The organism is Paraburkholderia sp. FT54, assembly GCF_031585635.1.
In the GTDB taxonomy this organism is placed as follows: domain Bacteria; phylum Pseudomonadota; class Gammaproteobacteria; order Burkholderiales; family Burkholderiaceae; genus Paraburkholderia.
In genome coordinates this window covers 3,263,622-3,278,041 of sequence record NZ_CP134195.1, presented here as the reverse complement: position 1 = coordinate 3,278,041, position 14,420 = coordinate 3,263,622, and the positions used below count along the sequence as shown (strand labels likewise).

At 63.6% G+C, this 14,420-nt stretch carries 15 protein-coding genes; 7 read left to right on the top strand and 8 right to left on the bottom strand.

The window, feature by feature from the left end; translation table 11 throughout:
* Positions 1-6: 6 nt before the first annotated feature.
* Positions 7-165, top strand: a complete 159-nt coding sequence (locus RI103_RS15235; RefSeq protein ID WP_310812773.1) for a hypothetical protein — start codon at positions 7-9, stop codon at positions 163-165.
* Between the two features lie 240 nt (positions 166-405).
* Here RI103_RS15235 and RI103_RS15230 read toward each other — a convergent pair whose 3' ends face one another.
* The 5 genes from RI103_RS15230 to RI103_RS15210 form a co-directional block, all read right to left on the bottom strand.
* Positions 406-858, bottom strand: coding sequence for a DUF2844 domain-containing protein (locus RI103_RS15230; protein ID WP_310812772.1), 453 nt, complete (start codon positions 856-858; stop codon positions 406-408).
* A 145-nt stretch (positions 859-1,003) separates the two neighbouring features.
* Positions 1,004-2,338, bottom strand: coding sequence for a DUF3443 domain-containing protein (locus RI103_RS15225; protein WP_310812771.1), 1,335 nt, complete (start codon positions 2,336-2,338; stop codon positions 1,004-1,006).
* A gap of 15 nt (positions 2,339-2,353) precedes the next feature.
* Positions 2,354-2,824, bottom strand: coding sequence for a DUF2844 domain-containing protein (locus tag RI103_RS15220; protein WP_310812770.1), 471 nt, complete (start codon positions 2,822-2,824; stop codon positions 2,354-2,356).
* Between the two features lie 501 nt (positions 2,825-3,325).
* Positions 3,326-3,649, bottom strand: coding sequence for a rhodanese-like domain-containing protein (locus RI103_RS15215; RefSeq protein WP_091796474.1), 324 nt, complete (start codon positions 3,647-3,649; stop codon positions 3,326-3,328).
* A gap of 78 nt (positions 3,650-3,727) precedes the next feature.
* Positions 3,728-4,381: a protein-L-isoaspartate O-methyltransferase gene (locus RI103_RS15210; protein ID WP_310812769.1), complete on the bottom strand. Its 654-nt coding sequence runs from the start codon at positions 4,379-4,381 to the stop codon at positions 3,728-3,730.
* 280 nt (positions 4,382-4,661) lie between these two features.
* On the opposite strand from RI103_RS15210, the gene RI103_RS15205 reads away from it, so the two are divergent.
* From RI103_RS15205 to RI103_RS15180, 6 genes are all read left to right on the top strand, one after another.
* A complete protein-coding gene (locus tag RI103_RS15205) occupies positions 4,662-5,741 on the top strand; it encodes a LacI family DNA-binding transcriptional regulator (protein WP_310812768.1) in 1,080 nt (359 codons plus the stop codon).
* 3 nt (positions 5,742-5,744) lie between these two features.
* The gene (locus tag RI103_RS15200) at positions 5,745-7,232 is read left to right on the top strand and encodes a sugar ABC transporter ATP-binding protein (protein ID WP_310812767.1); all 1,488 of its coding nucleotides are present in this window, start codon (positions 5,745-5,747) and stop codon (positions 7,230-7,232) included.
* Complete coding sequence (locus RI103_RS15195) at positions 7,213-8,226, top strand: ABC transporter permease (protein ID WP_310812766.1); 1,014 nt, start codon at positions 7,213-7,215, stop codon at positions 8,224-8,226. Before RI103_RS15200 ends, RI103_RS15195 begins: the two co-directional genes overlap by 20 nt.
* 89 nt (positions 8,227-8,315) lie before the next feature.
* Positions 8,316-9,278: a substrate-binding domain-containing protein gene (locus tag RI103_RS15190; RefSeq protein WP_310812765.1), complete on the top strand. Its 963-nt coding sequence runs from the start codon at positions 8,316-8,318 to the stop codon at positions 9,276-9,278.
* 78 nt (positions 9,279-9,356) lie between these two features.
* A complete protein-coding gene (locus RI103_RS15185; RefSeq protein WP_310812764.1) occupies positions 9,357-10,406 on the top strand; it encodes a sugar phosphate isomerase/epimerase family protein in 1,050 nt (349 codons plus the stop codon).
* A gap of 30 nt (positions 10,407-10,436) precedes the next feature.
* The gene (locus RI103_RS15180; RefSeq protein WP_310812763.1) at positions 10,437-11,591 is read left to right on the top strand and encodes a Gfo/Idh/MocA family oxidoreductase; all 1,155 of its coding nucleotides are present in this window, start codon (positions 10,437-10,439) and stop codon (positions 11,589-11,591) included.
* A 44-nt stretch (positions 11,592-11,635) separates the two neighbouring features.
* On the opposite strand, the gene RI103_RS15175 is transcribed toward RI103_RS15180, so the two are convergent.
* The 3 genes from RI103_RS15175 to RI103_RS15165 form a co-directional block, all read right to left on the bottom strand.
* Entirely contained in the window at positions 11,636-11,896 is a 261-nt protein-coding gene (locus RI103_RS15175) for a hypothetical protein (protein ID WP_310812762.1), read from the bottom strand.
* A 168-nt stretch (positions 11,897-12,064) separates the two neighbouring features.
* Positions 12,065-13,234: an ABC transporter substrate-binding protein gene (locus tag RI103_RS15170; protein WP_310812761.1), complete on the bottom strand. Its 1,170-nt coding sequence runs from the start codon at positions 13,232-13,234 to the stop codon at positions 12,065-12,067.
* 34 nt (positions 13,235-13,268) lie between these two features.
* Positions 13,269-14,210, bottom strand: a complete 942-nt coding sequence (locus RI103_RS15165; protein WP_310812760.1) for a CysB family HTH-type transcriptional regulator — start codon at positions 14,208-14,210, stop codon at positions 13,269-13,271.
* Positions 14,211-14,420: the final 210 nt, after the last annotated feature.

Sequence of the window (14,420 nt, the reverse complement as noted above, 5' to 3'; positions counted from 1 at the left end):
TTGGGGTTGGAGTTGGGGTTGGAGTTGGGGTTGGAGTTGGGGTTGGAGTTGGAGTCGGCGTTGGCGTCGGAGTCGGAGTCGGAGTCGGCGTCGGTGTTGGCGTTGGCGTTGGCGTTGGCGTTGGCGTTGGCGTCGGAGTCGGAGTCGGAGTCGGAGTCGGTGTAGGACTCGGGGCGGGACTCGGCGTAGGCGCAGCACTCGCGCCCGGCGACGAAGCCGGCGTCGTGCCCGCCGTCCCCGACGCGGGCTTGACATTATTCTTCGCCGCATTGGCGCTGCCATCATCGCCACCGCCACCGCCGCCACCACAAGCGGACAGCGCCACGCTCGCACCCAAAAGCGCGCAGCGGAGCGTCTTGTTCAAAGTCGTCATGTTTGATGTGTTGGATGAATCCGCACGCCGCTTCATTGCAGTTGCTCCACGCGAACATCGGCGGGAACGAGGCGGGGCAGATACGCCTTACCGAAAAACCGTCCCGCACGACCAGCCGACTCGATATGGAAGTCGCCGTGGTGTTCGATCATCGGGCCGACGCCGCGCGCGCGTTCGGCGGCCGCATTCGTGAAATTGGGGAAGTAGCTGCCGAGCAGCGCGCTCATGTCCGGGCGCACCGGACCCTGCCAGGTGACGGCAAACACCAGATTGCTGGGCAGCACGTATTCATGAATCGTGACGCCGTCGGCGCCATACGATGCGCGCATCGTGTACGGCGTAACTGCCGCGGACGTGTTGAGCGAAACTGCCGATCGGAGCAACGACTGCGGCGGCGCCGCCATACCCGGCGCACCGCCCAATGCCGCATAAGAAGCGAGCGGCAGCACGCCCGCCACTGCCAGCACGACCTTCACAAAATTCATCACATTGCTCCATGAAACAGATCGGAGCATGGTGCCAGCGGGCCGTTATTGGGAGTGCCTGAAAAGTCTCAATGGAAAACCGGAAATGGCTTGAGGAGACGCTGCCATCAGGCAGCGCCTCCCGCGTCGGCCACGTGGCCAGTCGTCAAAACGCGACGAACGGTCCTGTCAGTTTGCCGACCTTGGCATTGCCAATCACGTTATAGATATCGCGGCCATAGAAGAACGGCAGTCCCCACAGGAACATGTTGTTGTCACTATTCGAAAAGTACTGGCCGATGTTGATGAACGCGGCATTTCCGCTTGCCATCAGAGTGTTGGCGTTGTCGATCGAAAACGGCATCTGAAGCGGCGCGCTTGTTCCGTTGTTCGGCTCGATCGTCGCGGTCAGATTCAGCGTGCTCGTCGGCGTGTACAAGCCGTCAGTGGAAACTGGAATCAAGCTATCCGGGAACGCGTAGCTAAGGGTGCCGCTATCAATCGCACTTTGATTGAACACCTGCCCCTTGTACTGCGTCGTGAACGCACCGTATTTGTCGAGGGCAATGACAGTTGCATTCGCCGGCAACGCATTGTTCTGCTGCGTGCCGACGCCGAACACCAACTGGCCCGTCACGCTTGCCTGACCCGTGGCGGGCACAGCCGGCAGACGGATGACCATGCCGTTGTTGTCCGTGGCGAATGCGGCCACAGGATTCGCGACCTCTTTGCTCGCCAGCATGCGCGTGTTGACGCAACTGTTTTGCGACGGGCAATAGTAGTAAAGGCCGGGCACCGCCTTGGTCAAGGCATCGAGGGAGTCGCCTGTGAAGTTGTCGATGCCGAGAATGCCGCTGACTCCCGTCATGTCAAAGGACCTGCCCAGATCGTGGCCATTGTGCGCAATACAGTCGTCCGGCGTGGGGAACGCGCCATCGGAAACCACCTGGATCGGAATATTGCTCGCCGTCTTACTGCCGATCGTGATATCGGCGCGCTTGACCGAACCCCAGGTATAGCCCGACGCGAACGGTGCGCATTCGGCAATCGGCGCCGAGCCGACCTTGTCGTCCACTGCGCCGGCCTGGGTGAGCAGCAGAGGAGCCAGCGTGGGTATCGCGCGGGCTGAAATGCGCACGCCGGTCGAGCCGGTGTCCACCAGCATGTTGTCGACGGTCACGCACTGGGGCGCGGCCTGGGTACCCGGCACGCAAACCTTGATCGACGCGAGAAGGCGGTTGATGTTGCCCGTCGATGTATCGACGTGAACCGCCACCGCATTGTCGCCGGTGGCCGGAGTGGATGAACTGTTCGTGCTACCGGAACCGCCAGAGCCGGTTGGCGCCGGGGTCCAGTCGGGCTTGGCGTCCCATCCCATGGAGTTGCTGCCCTGGTTGCCACTCGAACTTCCGCCGCCACCGCACGCGCAGAGAGCGAGCCCCGCGAAGGCTGCGACGACCCATAGCGTCTTCTTCAGTGTGTTCATGTTCTGTTTTTTCATGGCTCGACGTCGTTCTTATTTCAGATCGCCCGGACGCACGCCGGCGGGCATCAGGCGAGGCAGCCATGCCATGCCGCTAAAACGCCCCAGGCGGCCGGCCGACTCGATGCGGAAGTCGTCGTTGCCGTCGATGAGCGGGCCCGTGCCGCTCGCGTGGCTTTGCCCGGCGCTGACGAAGTTGGGAAAGTAGCTGCCGAGCAACGCCGTCATGTCCGGACGGATCGGTCCGCTCCACTTGACCGCGAACACGATGTTCTCGGGCAGCACGTATTCGCGGATGGTGACGGCGTTGGCGTCGATCGACTGGCGCATGGAGTAAGGCACCGCGTTCGCCGGTTGAGCCGCGGGTGTCGCGACGGCGGATTGTGGCGTGGCGCGCAGCAGGGCCGGCGACGATGCGCTTGTGGACGGCGCACCGCCCAAGGTTGCATGCGACGAGAGCGGCAACAAGGTTGCGGCTAGCATCGCGATCTTCGAAAGTCTCATCACATGGCTCCTCAAAAAGGTCGGGAGCATGGTGCCTGTGTGGTGCTCAGGAAACCGTATGAAATTTCGGAAGCGGATGCGTGAAGTGGCGCAACGAAAGCTGGCCGTTGGCGTAGTCCGGTGCGGTGCGAAGCGCGGCGGCGCGGCCGAGGCCGCCCAGCAGATTCGATTCGAGCGACGTACGCGCGGATCGCTCCGCGGTCTGCAGCGCGTATAGGTGCGCGCTGCATGCTCACCACGCCGAGAATCGCTTGCTGCGCTGGCAGCGCCGCGCTGTGTCGAGATCGGCGGCGGCCTGGTCCTCCGGCACGAGTGTCTGACGCACGTGACTTAGCGTGGCGCCGCCGACAAAGAGGCGCGCGTTGCGCGTCGTTGAAGAGCGCTTGGTCTTAGAGCTGGGAGAAGCCGACGGCCTGCATAGACAGCCTGTGAAGCGTCAGGCCAGGCCCCAGAACGGCCGCGAGCACCCGCGCCTGTTGGCGCGTCATTGCGGCCGAACGATCAGTAAGTCGGAACCGACGGATCAACCTGGCGCGACCATGCGTCGATCCCGCCTTGCAGATTGAAGACGTTGGTATGGCCGCGCGACTCGAGGAACATCGCGACCTGGGCGCTGCGCGCGCCGTGATGGCAGACGCAGACGATTTGCGCGTCGTCGTCGAGTTCTTCGCTGCGGGCGGGAATCTCTCGCATTGGAATCGACACGGCGCCGGCGATCGACGCCGTCTGGATTTCCCACGGCTCGCGCACGTCGAGCAGCACGGGCGCGGGACGCGACGTATCGGCGAGCCATTCGGCGAGTGCCGGAGCGGTCAGATTTTGCATCAGCAGAACATCCGGTTCAGAGGACGGCGGGTGTGCCCGCCGTCCGGATCGACTTGTGGAGCGTGTGAATCGTGCAGATCAGAACTTGAAACGCGACGGCTGCACGGCGTTGATGAGCGGCTCGACATACGTTTCGAAGACGTCGGCAATGCGGTATTGCTTCTCGTCGATACGCGTGATGATCTGTGCCTTCATGACCGGCGCGGTGCCGACGAACGCCGCCAGACGGCCGCCGATTTTCAGATGGTCGAGCATTTCCTGCGGCAGCACCGGCAGGCCGCCCGACACGCAGATCACGTCGTACGGCGCGGCGCCGGCCCAGCCGCGCGCGGCGTCGCCGGTGGCGACTTCGGCATTCAGCACGCCGTTGGCGATCAGGTTGTTTTTGGCCAGTTCCGCCAGTTCCGGTTCGATGTCGACCGTCAACACGTGCTGCGCGCGGTGCGCGAGCAACGCGGCCATGTAACCCGAGCCCGCGCCGATTTCGAGCACGCTTTCGTGCTTCTTCACCGCCAGTTCCTGCAGCACGCGCGCTTCGACGCGCGGCGCCAGCATGTGCTGGCCAGCCGGCAGCGGCACTTCGAAGTCGACGAAGGCCAGCTCGCGATACACGGCGGGGACGAAGTTTTCACGCTTGACGATCGAGAGCAGATTCAGCACGTCCTGGTCGAGCACTTCCCAGGGGCGGATCTGCTGTTCGATCATGTTGAAACGCGCTTGCTCGATGTTCATGGTGGATTCGGCTGTAGGGTTTGGCGAGTTTTGCGGAGTTTGCTACGTGCCACTGAGCACCGGCCTCGCAGCACGACTCAGCGCGCAAGGCCCATCAGGGTAACTGCGGGATTGTACCAAATGACAGTGCCGATCCGCGCCCTCGCGGGCAGGGCGGCGGCCGTCTTCAGCGGGAGCGCGGCGCCGCGAGCCCCCGTGTTAATCCCTAGCGATCAGTCCTTGCGCTTCCCGCGTCCATCGCTCAAAAATGTAATCGATTACATTCTCGAGGCGGGTTCACGTGTCCAGACCGTCGTCCACCGAGGCTCCGACAGCGGCGTCCGCGGCGCATCCCCAGCCCGTGGGCCAGCCATTGCGCGGCGCGGCCGAAGGCATCTCGATTGCCGGCGTGGCCAGGCAGGCGGGTGTCTCGGTGGCCACGGTGTCGCGCGTGCTGAACGGCCACGAGAACGTGCGGCCCGCCACGCGCGACAAGGTGCTGGCCGCCATCGACGCGAGCGGCTACCGCGTCAACGAACTCGCGCGCAACCTGCGCACCGCCGAGAGCCGCCTGCTGCTGACCATGGTCCCCGACGTGGGCAACCCCTTTTACGCGGAAATCGTGCGCGGCATCGACAGCGTGGCGCGCCAGCACGGCTACTTCATGCTGCTGTGCGACACCGGCGCCGATCCGGGCCGCGAACGCAGCTACTTCGATCTGCTGCGGCGCCGCCGCGCGGACGGCGCGATCTGTCTGGACCCGGCCACCATCCAGCAGGCGCTCGGCGAGGCGTCCAGCGCGCTGCCGTGGGTCGCGTGCTGCGAGTTCGATCCGGCGGTGGGCGTGCCGTACGTGGGCATCGACAACTACCGGGCCGCGGGCGACGCCGTCAGGCATCTGCTCGCGCGCGGCCACCGGCGCATTGGCCTCATCAATTCCGACGTCGCTTACCTCTACGCGCGGCAGCGTCAGCAGGGCTATCTGGACGCGCTCACAGAAGCGGGCATCACGCCGGACGAACGCTGGCGCATGAACCTGAACAGCCTCGACTATGGAGCGGGAGCGTCGGCGGCGGCCACGCTGATGAATCAGCCGCAGGCGCCGAGTGCGATCTTCGCGGTCTCCGATACGCTGGCCATCGGCGTGATCCACGGCTTGCGCAGTGTCGGCAAGCGCGTGCCGGACGACATCGCGGTGGTCGGCTTTGACGACATCTCGCTCGCCGCGCAGATCGATCCGCCGCTCACCACCATCGCGCAGCCCATGCGCGAGTTGGGCGAAACCGCCGCGCGTCTGCTGCTGCAGCGGCTCGCCAATCCGTTGGCGAACGTGCCGGGCGTGCTGCTGCCGCATCGGCTCGTGATTCGCGGGAGCGCGTGAATCATGAGTCTCGCGATCCGTTTCGACGACATCCGCAAAGACTTCGGGCCCGTGCGCGTGTTGCACGGCGTGAGCTTCGAGTTGGCGCCGGGGCGCATCTACGGTTTGCTCGGCGAGAACGGCGCGGGCAAATCCACGCTGATGAAGATTCTCGCCGGCTACGAAACCGCGACCTCGGGCACCCTGCTGGTCGATGGCCGCGCGCACCAGTTCATCGGTTCGCGCGACGCCGAAGCACAAGGCATCGTGCTGATCCACCAGGAATTCAATCTCGCCGAACATCTGACGATCGCGCAAAACATGTATCTCGGTCATGAAAAGAAGCGCGGCTGGTTCGTCGACGACGCCGCCATGCGCACCGAAGCCGCGCGTTTTCTCGCGCAGGTCGGCCTGGAAAAAGCGCCGGACACGAAGGTGCGCGAATTGATCGTCGCGGAAAAGCAGATGGTGGAGATCGCCAAGGCGTTGTCGCGCCGCGCGCGGCTGCTCATCATGGACGAACCCACGGCGACGCTCACGCCGTCCGAGACCGAGCGTCTCTTCACGCTGATGGCGAAGCTCAAGGCCGACGGCGTGACCATCATCTACATCTCGCACAAGCTGGACGAAGTGGAGCGCATCACCGACGAAGTGATCGTGATGCGCGACGGCCGCTTCGTCGCGCGCGGCGAAACCTCGGGACTCGCGCGGCAGCAGATGGCGAACCTGATGGTCGGGCGCGAGCTGTCGGACATGTTTCCCGACAAGATCACCGTGTCCGTCGACGCGCCGCTCGCGTTGAAGGTAGAGGGTCTCGCCGTGCCGGATTGGGTGGAAGACCTGAGCTTCGACGTGCGCGCCGGCGAAGTGCTCGGTTTCGCCGGGCTGGTGGGCGCGGGCCGCACCGAAGCGTTCGAAGCGATCATCGGCCTGCGCAAACGCACGGCGGGCCGCATCGAAGTCGCAGGCCGTCCCGCCGATCTGAAAAGCCCGCGCGACGCGATGCGCCACGGCATCACGTATCTCAGCGAGGATCGCAAGGGCAAAGGCCTGCACGTGAACCTGAGCCTGCAGGACAACGTCACGTTGATGACGCTCGAACGTTACGCGCATCCGCTGCTCGACATGAAAGCGGGGCGCGCAGCGCTAACCCAAGCCGTGAGCGACTTCGGCATCCGCACGGGCGACCTGTCGAGCCGCGCGCGCATGCTGTCCGGCGGCAATCAGCAGAAGCTCGCGCTCGCCAAATTCCTGCAGCCCGACCCGAACGTGATTGTGCTCGACGAGCCGACGCGCGGCGTCGATGTCGGCGCGAAACGCGACATCTATTTTCTGATTCATCGTCTCGCCGCGCAGGGCCGCGCGGTGATCGTCATTTCATCCGAACTGATCGAGCTGATCGGACTGTGCCACCGCGTCGCCGTGATGCGCGCGGGACGTCTGCAAGCCACGCTCACGCTCGAGCATCTGACCGAAGAGGAGTTGATCGCCCATGCGACCGGCACCCACTGAAGCCGTGCAATCCGGCCGCGCGTTGCGCTTCGCGCATCGACTGTATGCGCTCGGGCCGCTCGCCGGACTGATCGTGCTGTGCATCGTCGGCACGCTGCTCAACCGCGATTTCGCCACTCTCGACAACATGATGAACGTGCTCACGCGCACGTCGTTCATCGGCATCATCGCGGTCGGCATGACCTTCGTGATCATTTCCGGCGGCATCGATCTGTCGGTCGGCTCGATGGCGGCACTGATCGCGGGCAGCATGATCTGGCTGATGAACGGACTCGCCGCGGGCGTCGCCGGACACGCGTTCCCGCCGCTGATGATTCTCACGCTCGGCATCGCGTTCGCGCTGGTGCTCGGCAGTTTGTTCGGCTGCGCGCACGGCTTGCTGATCACCAAAGGACGCATCGAGCCGTTCATCGTCACGCTCGGCACGTTGGGCATCTTTCGCGCGGTGCTCACCTGGCTCGCCGATGGCGGCGCGCTGACTTTGGATAACTCGTTGTCCGATCTATATGGCCCTGTGTACTACGCGAGCCTCTTCGGCGTGCCGGTGCCGATCTGGGTGTTTCTGGTCGTCGCGGCAGGTGGCGCGTTGATTCTGAACCGCACCGCGTTCGGCCGCCACGTGCAGGCGATCGGTTCGAACGAACAGGTCGCGCGTTATGCGGCGATTCGCGTCGATACCGTGAAGATCGTCACGTACATGTTGCTCGGCATTTGCGTGGGCGTCGCCACCGTGCTGTACGTGCCGCGGCTCGGCTCGGCCACGCCCACAACCGGTTTGCTGTGGGAGCTCGAAGCGATCGCTTCGGTGGTGGTCGGCGGCACCGCGCTCAAGGGCGGCGAAGGCCGCGTGATCGGCACGGTGATCGGCGCGATTCTGCTGTCGGTGATCGCGAACATTCTGAATCTGACCAGCATCATCAGCGTGTATCTGAACGCGGCGGTGCAGGGCGTGGTGATTATCTTCGTCGCGTTCGTACAACGTGGACGGCGGTAGCGGTGGCGCTTCAAACTGCGCGTCATATTTGCAATTACGGCGAGTTGAAAATCGGGGCGCACAAACGCCTCACAAAAGGAGACAACACCATGAAGCAGGTCATTCGAGCGGTCGGCGCCGGCATGCTGGCGTTGGGGATACTGGGCACGGCGAACATTGCGCGCGCCGACGAAAAGGTCACGTTGGGCGTTGCGATTCCGACGGCCGACCACGGCTTCACGGGCGGCATCGTGTGGTGGGCGAACAAGGCCAAGAGCGATCTGGAGAAGGCGCATCCCGATCTGAAAGTGATCGTGAAGACCGCGGCCGGCGCGCCTGAACAGGCGAACCAGTTGCAGGATCTCGTGACGGTCAACAAGATCAACGCGCTCGTGATCTTCCCGTTCGAATCAGCCTCGCTCACGCAGCCGGTCGCGCAGGTAAAGAAGAAAGGCGTGTACGTGACGGTGGTGGATCGCGGCCTGACCGACACCAGCGCGCAGGATGCCTACGTTGCCGGTGACAACACCGCGTTCGGCAAGATTCCCGCCGAGTACCTGGCGAAAGCGCTCGACGGCAAGGGCGACATCGTCGCGCTGCGAGGCATTCCGACAACGCTCGACAACGAACGCTGGACCGCGTTTACCGGTGTGCTGAAGGCGTATCCGAACATCAAGATTCTGGACGCCAAGTACGCGAACTGGAATCGCGACGACGCCTTCAAGGTCATGCAGGACTACCTGACGCGCTTCAAGCACATCGACGCCGTCTGGGCCGCGGACGACGACATGGCCGTCGGCGTGATCAAGGCGATCGAGCAGGCCAAGCGCACCGACATCAAGATCGTGTTCGGCGGCGCGGGCTCGAAAGGCATGGTGAAGAACGTGATGGACAGCGCGCCGATGATCAAGGCCGACGTGTCGTACTCGCCGAAGTTCATCTACGACGCCATCAAGCTCACCGCCGAAGCGCGCCTGAAAGGCGACAAGCTGCCGGCCACCACGATCATTCCGTCGGTGCTGATTACCAAGGAAAACGCGCAGCAGTTCTATTTCCCGGACTCGCCGTTCTGACCTGAGCATCCAGGGCGCGCCGCCGGGTTTTCTGCCGCAGCGGCACGGCTAGCGCGCCCTCGTTCGAGGAGCCGTACGATGAAAACCATCCAAGGGCCGGCGATTTTTCTCGCCCAGTTCATGGGCGACGAGGTGCCGTTCGACAACCTCGCGCATCTTGCCGAGTGGGCCGCGAGTCTCGGCTTCAAGGGCATTCAGGTGCCGTGCGACAGCCGCTTGATCGATCTCGAACAGGCGGCGGCGAGTCAGACGTATTGCGACGAATTGCGCGAGACCGCGGACAACGCGGGCGTGACGATCACTGAACTCTCGACGCATCTGCAAGGGCAACTCGTCGCCGTGCATCCGGCTTATGACGCATTGTTCGACGGCTTTGCCGCGCCGCGGGTGCGAGGCGATCCGGCCGCGCGCACGCAGTGGGCGATCGAGCAGATGAAGCTGGCGGCGAGGGCTTCGCAGCGTTTGGGACTGAACACGCACGTGTCGTTTTCCGGCGCGCTGGCGTGGCCGTATCTGTACCCGTGGCCGCAGCGTCCGGCAGGGTTGGTCGAAGCCGCGTTCGACGAACTCGCGCGCCGCTGGACGCCGATTCTCGATGCGTTCGACGCGGCCGGTGTCGACGTGTGCTACGAACTGCATCCGGGCGAGGATCTGCACGACGGCGTGACCTTCGAGCGTTTTCTCGACGCGGTGAAGCAGCATGCGCGCGCCAACATTCTGTACGACCCGAGCCATTTCGTTTTGCAGCAGCTCGACTACCTTGCGTTCATCGATATCTATCACGAGCGCATCAAGGCGTTTCATGTGAAGGATGCGGAGTTTCGTCCGAACGGCAAGCAGGGCGTGTACGGCGGCTATAGCGGCTGGGTCGAGCGGGCGGGGCGCTTCAGATCACTCGGCGACGGGCAGATCGATTTCGGCGCGATCTTCTCGAAGATGGCGCAATACGATTTCCCCGGCTGGGCCGTGCTCGAATGGGAGTGCGCGCTGAAGCATCCGCACGACGGCGCGCGTGAAGGCGCGGAGTTCATTCGCCGGCACGTCATTCGCGTGGCCGAGCATGCATTCGACGATTTCGCCGGCAGTGGCGTGGACGCTGCGCAGCTAAAGCGCGTACTCGGCATTTGACGGCGAGCAACAAGCAAAGGAGTGAGGGCAATGCCACAACGAAGGCTCAGGCTGGGGATGGTCGGCGGCGGACAGGGCGCGTTCATCGGCGCGGTGCATCGGATCGCGGCGCGGCTCGACGATCGGTTCGAACTGGTGGCGGGGGCGCTGTCGTCCGATCCGCAGCGAGCGCAGGCGAGCGCAGCGGAGGCGGGAATCGCGCGCAGCTATGCCGACTGGCGCGAGATGGCGCGCGCCGAAGCCGCGCGCGACGACGGCATCGACGCGGTGGCGATCGTCACGCCGAATCATCTGCACGCGCCGGTGGCGACGGCGTTTCTCGAAGCGGGTATTCATATCGTGTGCGACAAGCCGCTGGCGATTTCGCTGGCGGAAGGCGAGGCGCTGGCGAAACTGGCTCGCGAGAAGAACAAGCTGTTTGCGCTGACGCATACGTATTCCGGCTATCCGCTGGTGCGTCATGCCCGCGAGTTGATCGAAAGCGGCGAGTTGGGCGAAATACGCGTCGTGCAGGTCGAATACGCGCAGGACTGGCTGGCGGAACCGATCGAAACGAGCGGCACGAACAAGCAGGCGGGTTGGCGCACGGATCCTGCGTTGGCGGGGCCGGCGGGATGTCTCGGCGACATCGGCACGCATGCGTATCATCTTGCCGCGTTCGTCACGGGCATGACACCGCACGCGCTCGCGGCGGAAGTGCATACCTTCGTGCCGGGGCGCCGCATCGACGATCACGTGCAGGCGATGCTGCGCTATCCGAACGGTGCGCGCGGCATGCTATGGGCGAGCCAGGTGGCGAGCGGCGCGGAAAATGCCTTGCGTTTGCGGGTGTATGGGACGAAGGCCGGCCTCGCGTTCGATCAGGAGCATCCCAATGAACTGTGGTTCACGCCATTGGGCGGTGCGGCTGAGCGCCTGACACGCGGGCGCGTGAAGAGCGCGCTCGCGGCCCACGCGACGCGCGTGCCGGCGGGACATCCTGAAGGTTATCTGGAGGCGTTCGCGCAGTTGTATAAAGACGCGGCGTTGCAGATCGAAGCATTGGACGCGGGTCGTGGGTTGCCCGCCGAGAGCCTGTTGCTCACGACGGTGGAAGACGGCGTGGCGGGGCTGCGTTTTATCGACGCCATGCTCGCGAGTAGCGCGGCGGATGGGCAGTGGCGGGAGATTGCGCGTAGCGCTTGAGGCGGTTCATGTGGCGGCTGGAAGCGTGGCGTTCGCCGCTCCGCTCAGTTGCCCTTGCTCTTCTTGATCTGCTCTTCGAACGCGATGTCCAGCTTGCTTGCCTTGCGTGGCTTCGGCGGACCGAATGCGTCGACGAATTTGACGAAGTCGTCGAGCGTCAGCGGGTCGGAGACTTTTTTATCCGTACCGCTCGATCTGTCGACGAGATAAAACAGGCCGCCGGACAGGCTGATCGCGGCGAACTGCGGATTGCCGCTGCGGGTTTTCAACCGCTCGACGGCGTGGATGGCTCGGGTGGTGCGCATGATGGGGGACTGCTGAGCGAGTAGAGACTGCTACTTTAACAATTTCGCCGATTGAGCGCGCCGTTCGCGTGGGTGCGCGAGGGCGCGCTCAATGACCTGGATGCGACTCGCCCGGCTCAAAAAGCCCGGTTATGCGTGCATTGGATAATCGCGCAGCACATGCCGCGCTTACTGACTCAGATAAACGAACTTGCCATTCCTGATAGTGCCCATCACGCTCGCGCGCTGATCCAGACCCACGTGGTCCTTCGGGCTCGTGTTGACCACGCCGTTCGGCACGACCAGCTCATGCGCGTGCTCCAACTCATCACGCAGCGCGGTGCGGAACGCGGGCGTGCCCGGCTGCGCCGTCTTCAACGCGCGGGCCACCGCGTCCTGCAAACGCGGGTACACGCCCGCCGCATCGCCCGCGAACTGCGTCACGCTGCCCGCGCCGTACTTCGCTTCATATTCGTTCGTAAAGGCGAGCGCCGCCTTCTTCGCCGGATGATCTCCCGGCAGCGTGCGCGCCACCACCACCGGCTGGGTCGGGAACAGCGTGCCTTCCACGTCCTTGCCGCCCAGCTTGATGAACTCCGGCGTGGCGATGCCGTGCGTCTGGTAGATCGGGCCTTTGAAGCCGCGCTCGATCAGCGTGCGTTGCGGCAGCACGGTCACAGTGCCGGCCCCGGCGATCAGGATCGCGTCCGGCTTAGCCGCCATCAGCTTCAGAATCTGACCGGTGACGCTCGCGTCGGTGCGGTTATAGCGTTCGGTGGCGACCAACTGGATGTGGCGCAGCGCCGCGAACTTGCTGAACTCGTTGAGCCAGCTTTCGCCATAGCCGTCCGCGAAACCGATGAAGCCCACCGTCTTCACGTTGTGGTTCGACATGTAGCGCGTCATCACGTCGGCCATCGCGCTGTCGGTCTGCGCCATCTTGTAGGCCCACACCTTCTTGCCTTCCTGCGGCTCGACCACGCTCGCCGAGCCGATCAGCGTGATCATCGGCGTCTGGCTTTCGGCGACCGGATCGAGCGCGGCCATGGCCGCCGGCGTAATGTTCGGGCCGACGATCACATCCACGTGGTCCTCATTGATCAGCTTGCGGATGTTGCGCACGGCGGCGCCCGGGTCGGAGGCGTCGTCGAGGAAGATGTAGTCGGCTTTCTGGCCGGCGATCGTGGCGGGCCACATCAGCATCGCGTTCTTGCTGGTGATGCCGATCACGGCCGCGGGGCCGGTGCTCGACAGATCGATGCCGACCTTGATGTCGGCGTGTGCAGCGGTGGCGAGCAGGAGCGCGCCAAAACCGAAAGCGGCGGCGAGGCCGTTGAATTTTTTCTTATACGACGTCATCGAGGGGGTCTCCGTAGCGGGAAGGCTGTTGATGTCAAAGTTCGTAGGATTCGTGTTCGCCCTTGAGCGCCTGTTCGATCAGCTTGCGATTCATGCTCGGCGACAGCAGCTCGACGAGCGTATACACATAGCTGCGCAGATACGCGCCCTGTTTCAGCGCGACCCGCGTCACATTGCTGCCGAACAGGTGGCCGACCGGCATGGCGCGTAAATGGCGGTCGCGCTCGGCATTGAACGCGATATCCGCCATGATGCCGACGCCGAGGCCCAGCTCCACATAGGTCTTGATCACGTCGGCGTCGATCGCCTCCAGCACGATGTCCGGATGCAGCCCGCGCAGGCGGAACGCCTCGTTGATCTTGGTGCGGCCAGCGAACGCGTTGTCGTAGGTGATCAGCGGATACTGGGTCAGATCATCCAGCGACAAAAGTTTGCGGTCGAGCAGCGGATGATCCGGCTGCATCACCGCGACGTGGTGCCACTGGAAGCAGGGCAGCGAGACCAGTTCCTTATAGTTGGAGATCGCTTCGGTGGCAATGCAGAGGTCGGCCTGGTCGTGTAGGACCATTTCGGCGACCTGAGTCGGACTGCCTTGCAGAATCGAAAGGTGAACTTTGGGGAAACGCTTCTTGAATTCGGCGATGGCGGCCGGCAGCGAGTAGCGCGCCTGCGTATGGGTGGCAGCTATCACCAGATTGCCCTGATCCTGCGCCGCGTAATCTTTACCGACCCGCTTCAGGCTCTCCACTTCCTGCAGGATCTTCTCGACCGACTGCAAAATGATGCGTCCCGGCTCGGTTAGCGAGCGCACGCGCTTGCCGTGTCGTGTGAAGATTTCCACGCCCAGCTCGTCTTCCAGCTCGATGATCGCCTTGGAAACGCCCGGCTGGCTTGTAAACAGCGCCTTGGCCGCGTCCGTGAGGTTGAAATTCTGCCGCACAGCCTCGCGCACAAAGCGGAATTGGTGCAGGTTCATATATAACCTCTCCGCATATCAAAAGAATTTTTTAGTCGTTTGAAATATAAGGCGAGTTTATTACGATCTGTCCATCTTTTTCAATATGGATATCTGTATTTGTCATAAGCAAATGAGCGATGGGTCTAAACGTTCATCTGCGGGTAGTGACAAAGGAAGGTATCCAGGGCGCGGCAAAACCGGATTGCTGCGTATCACTTGCAAAAAATT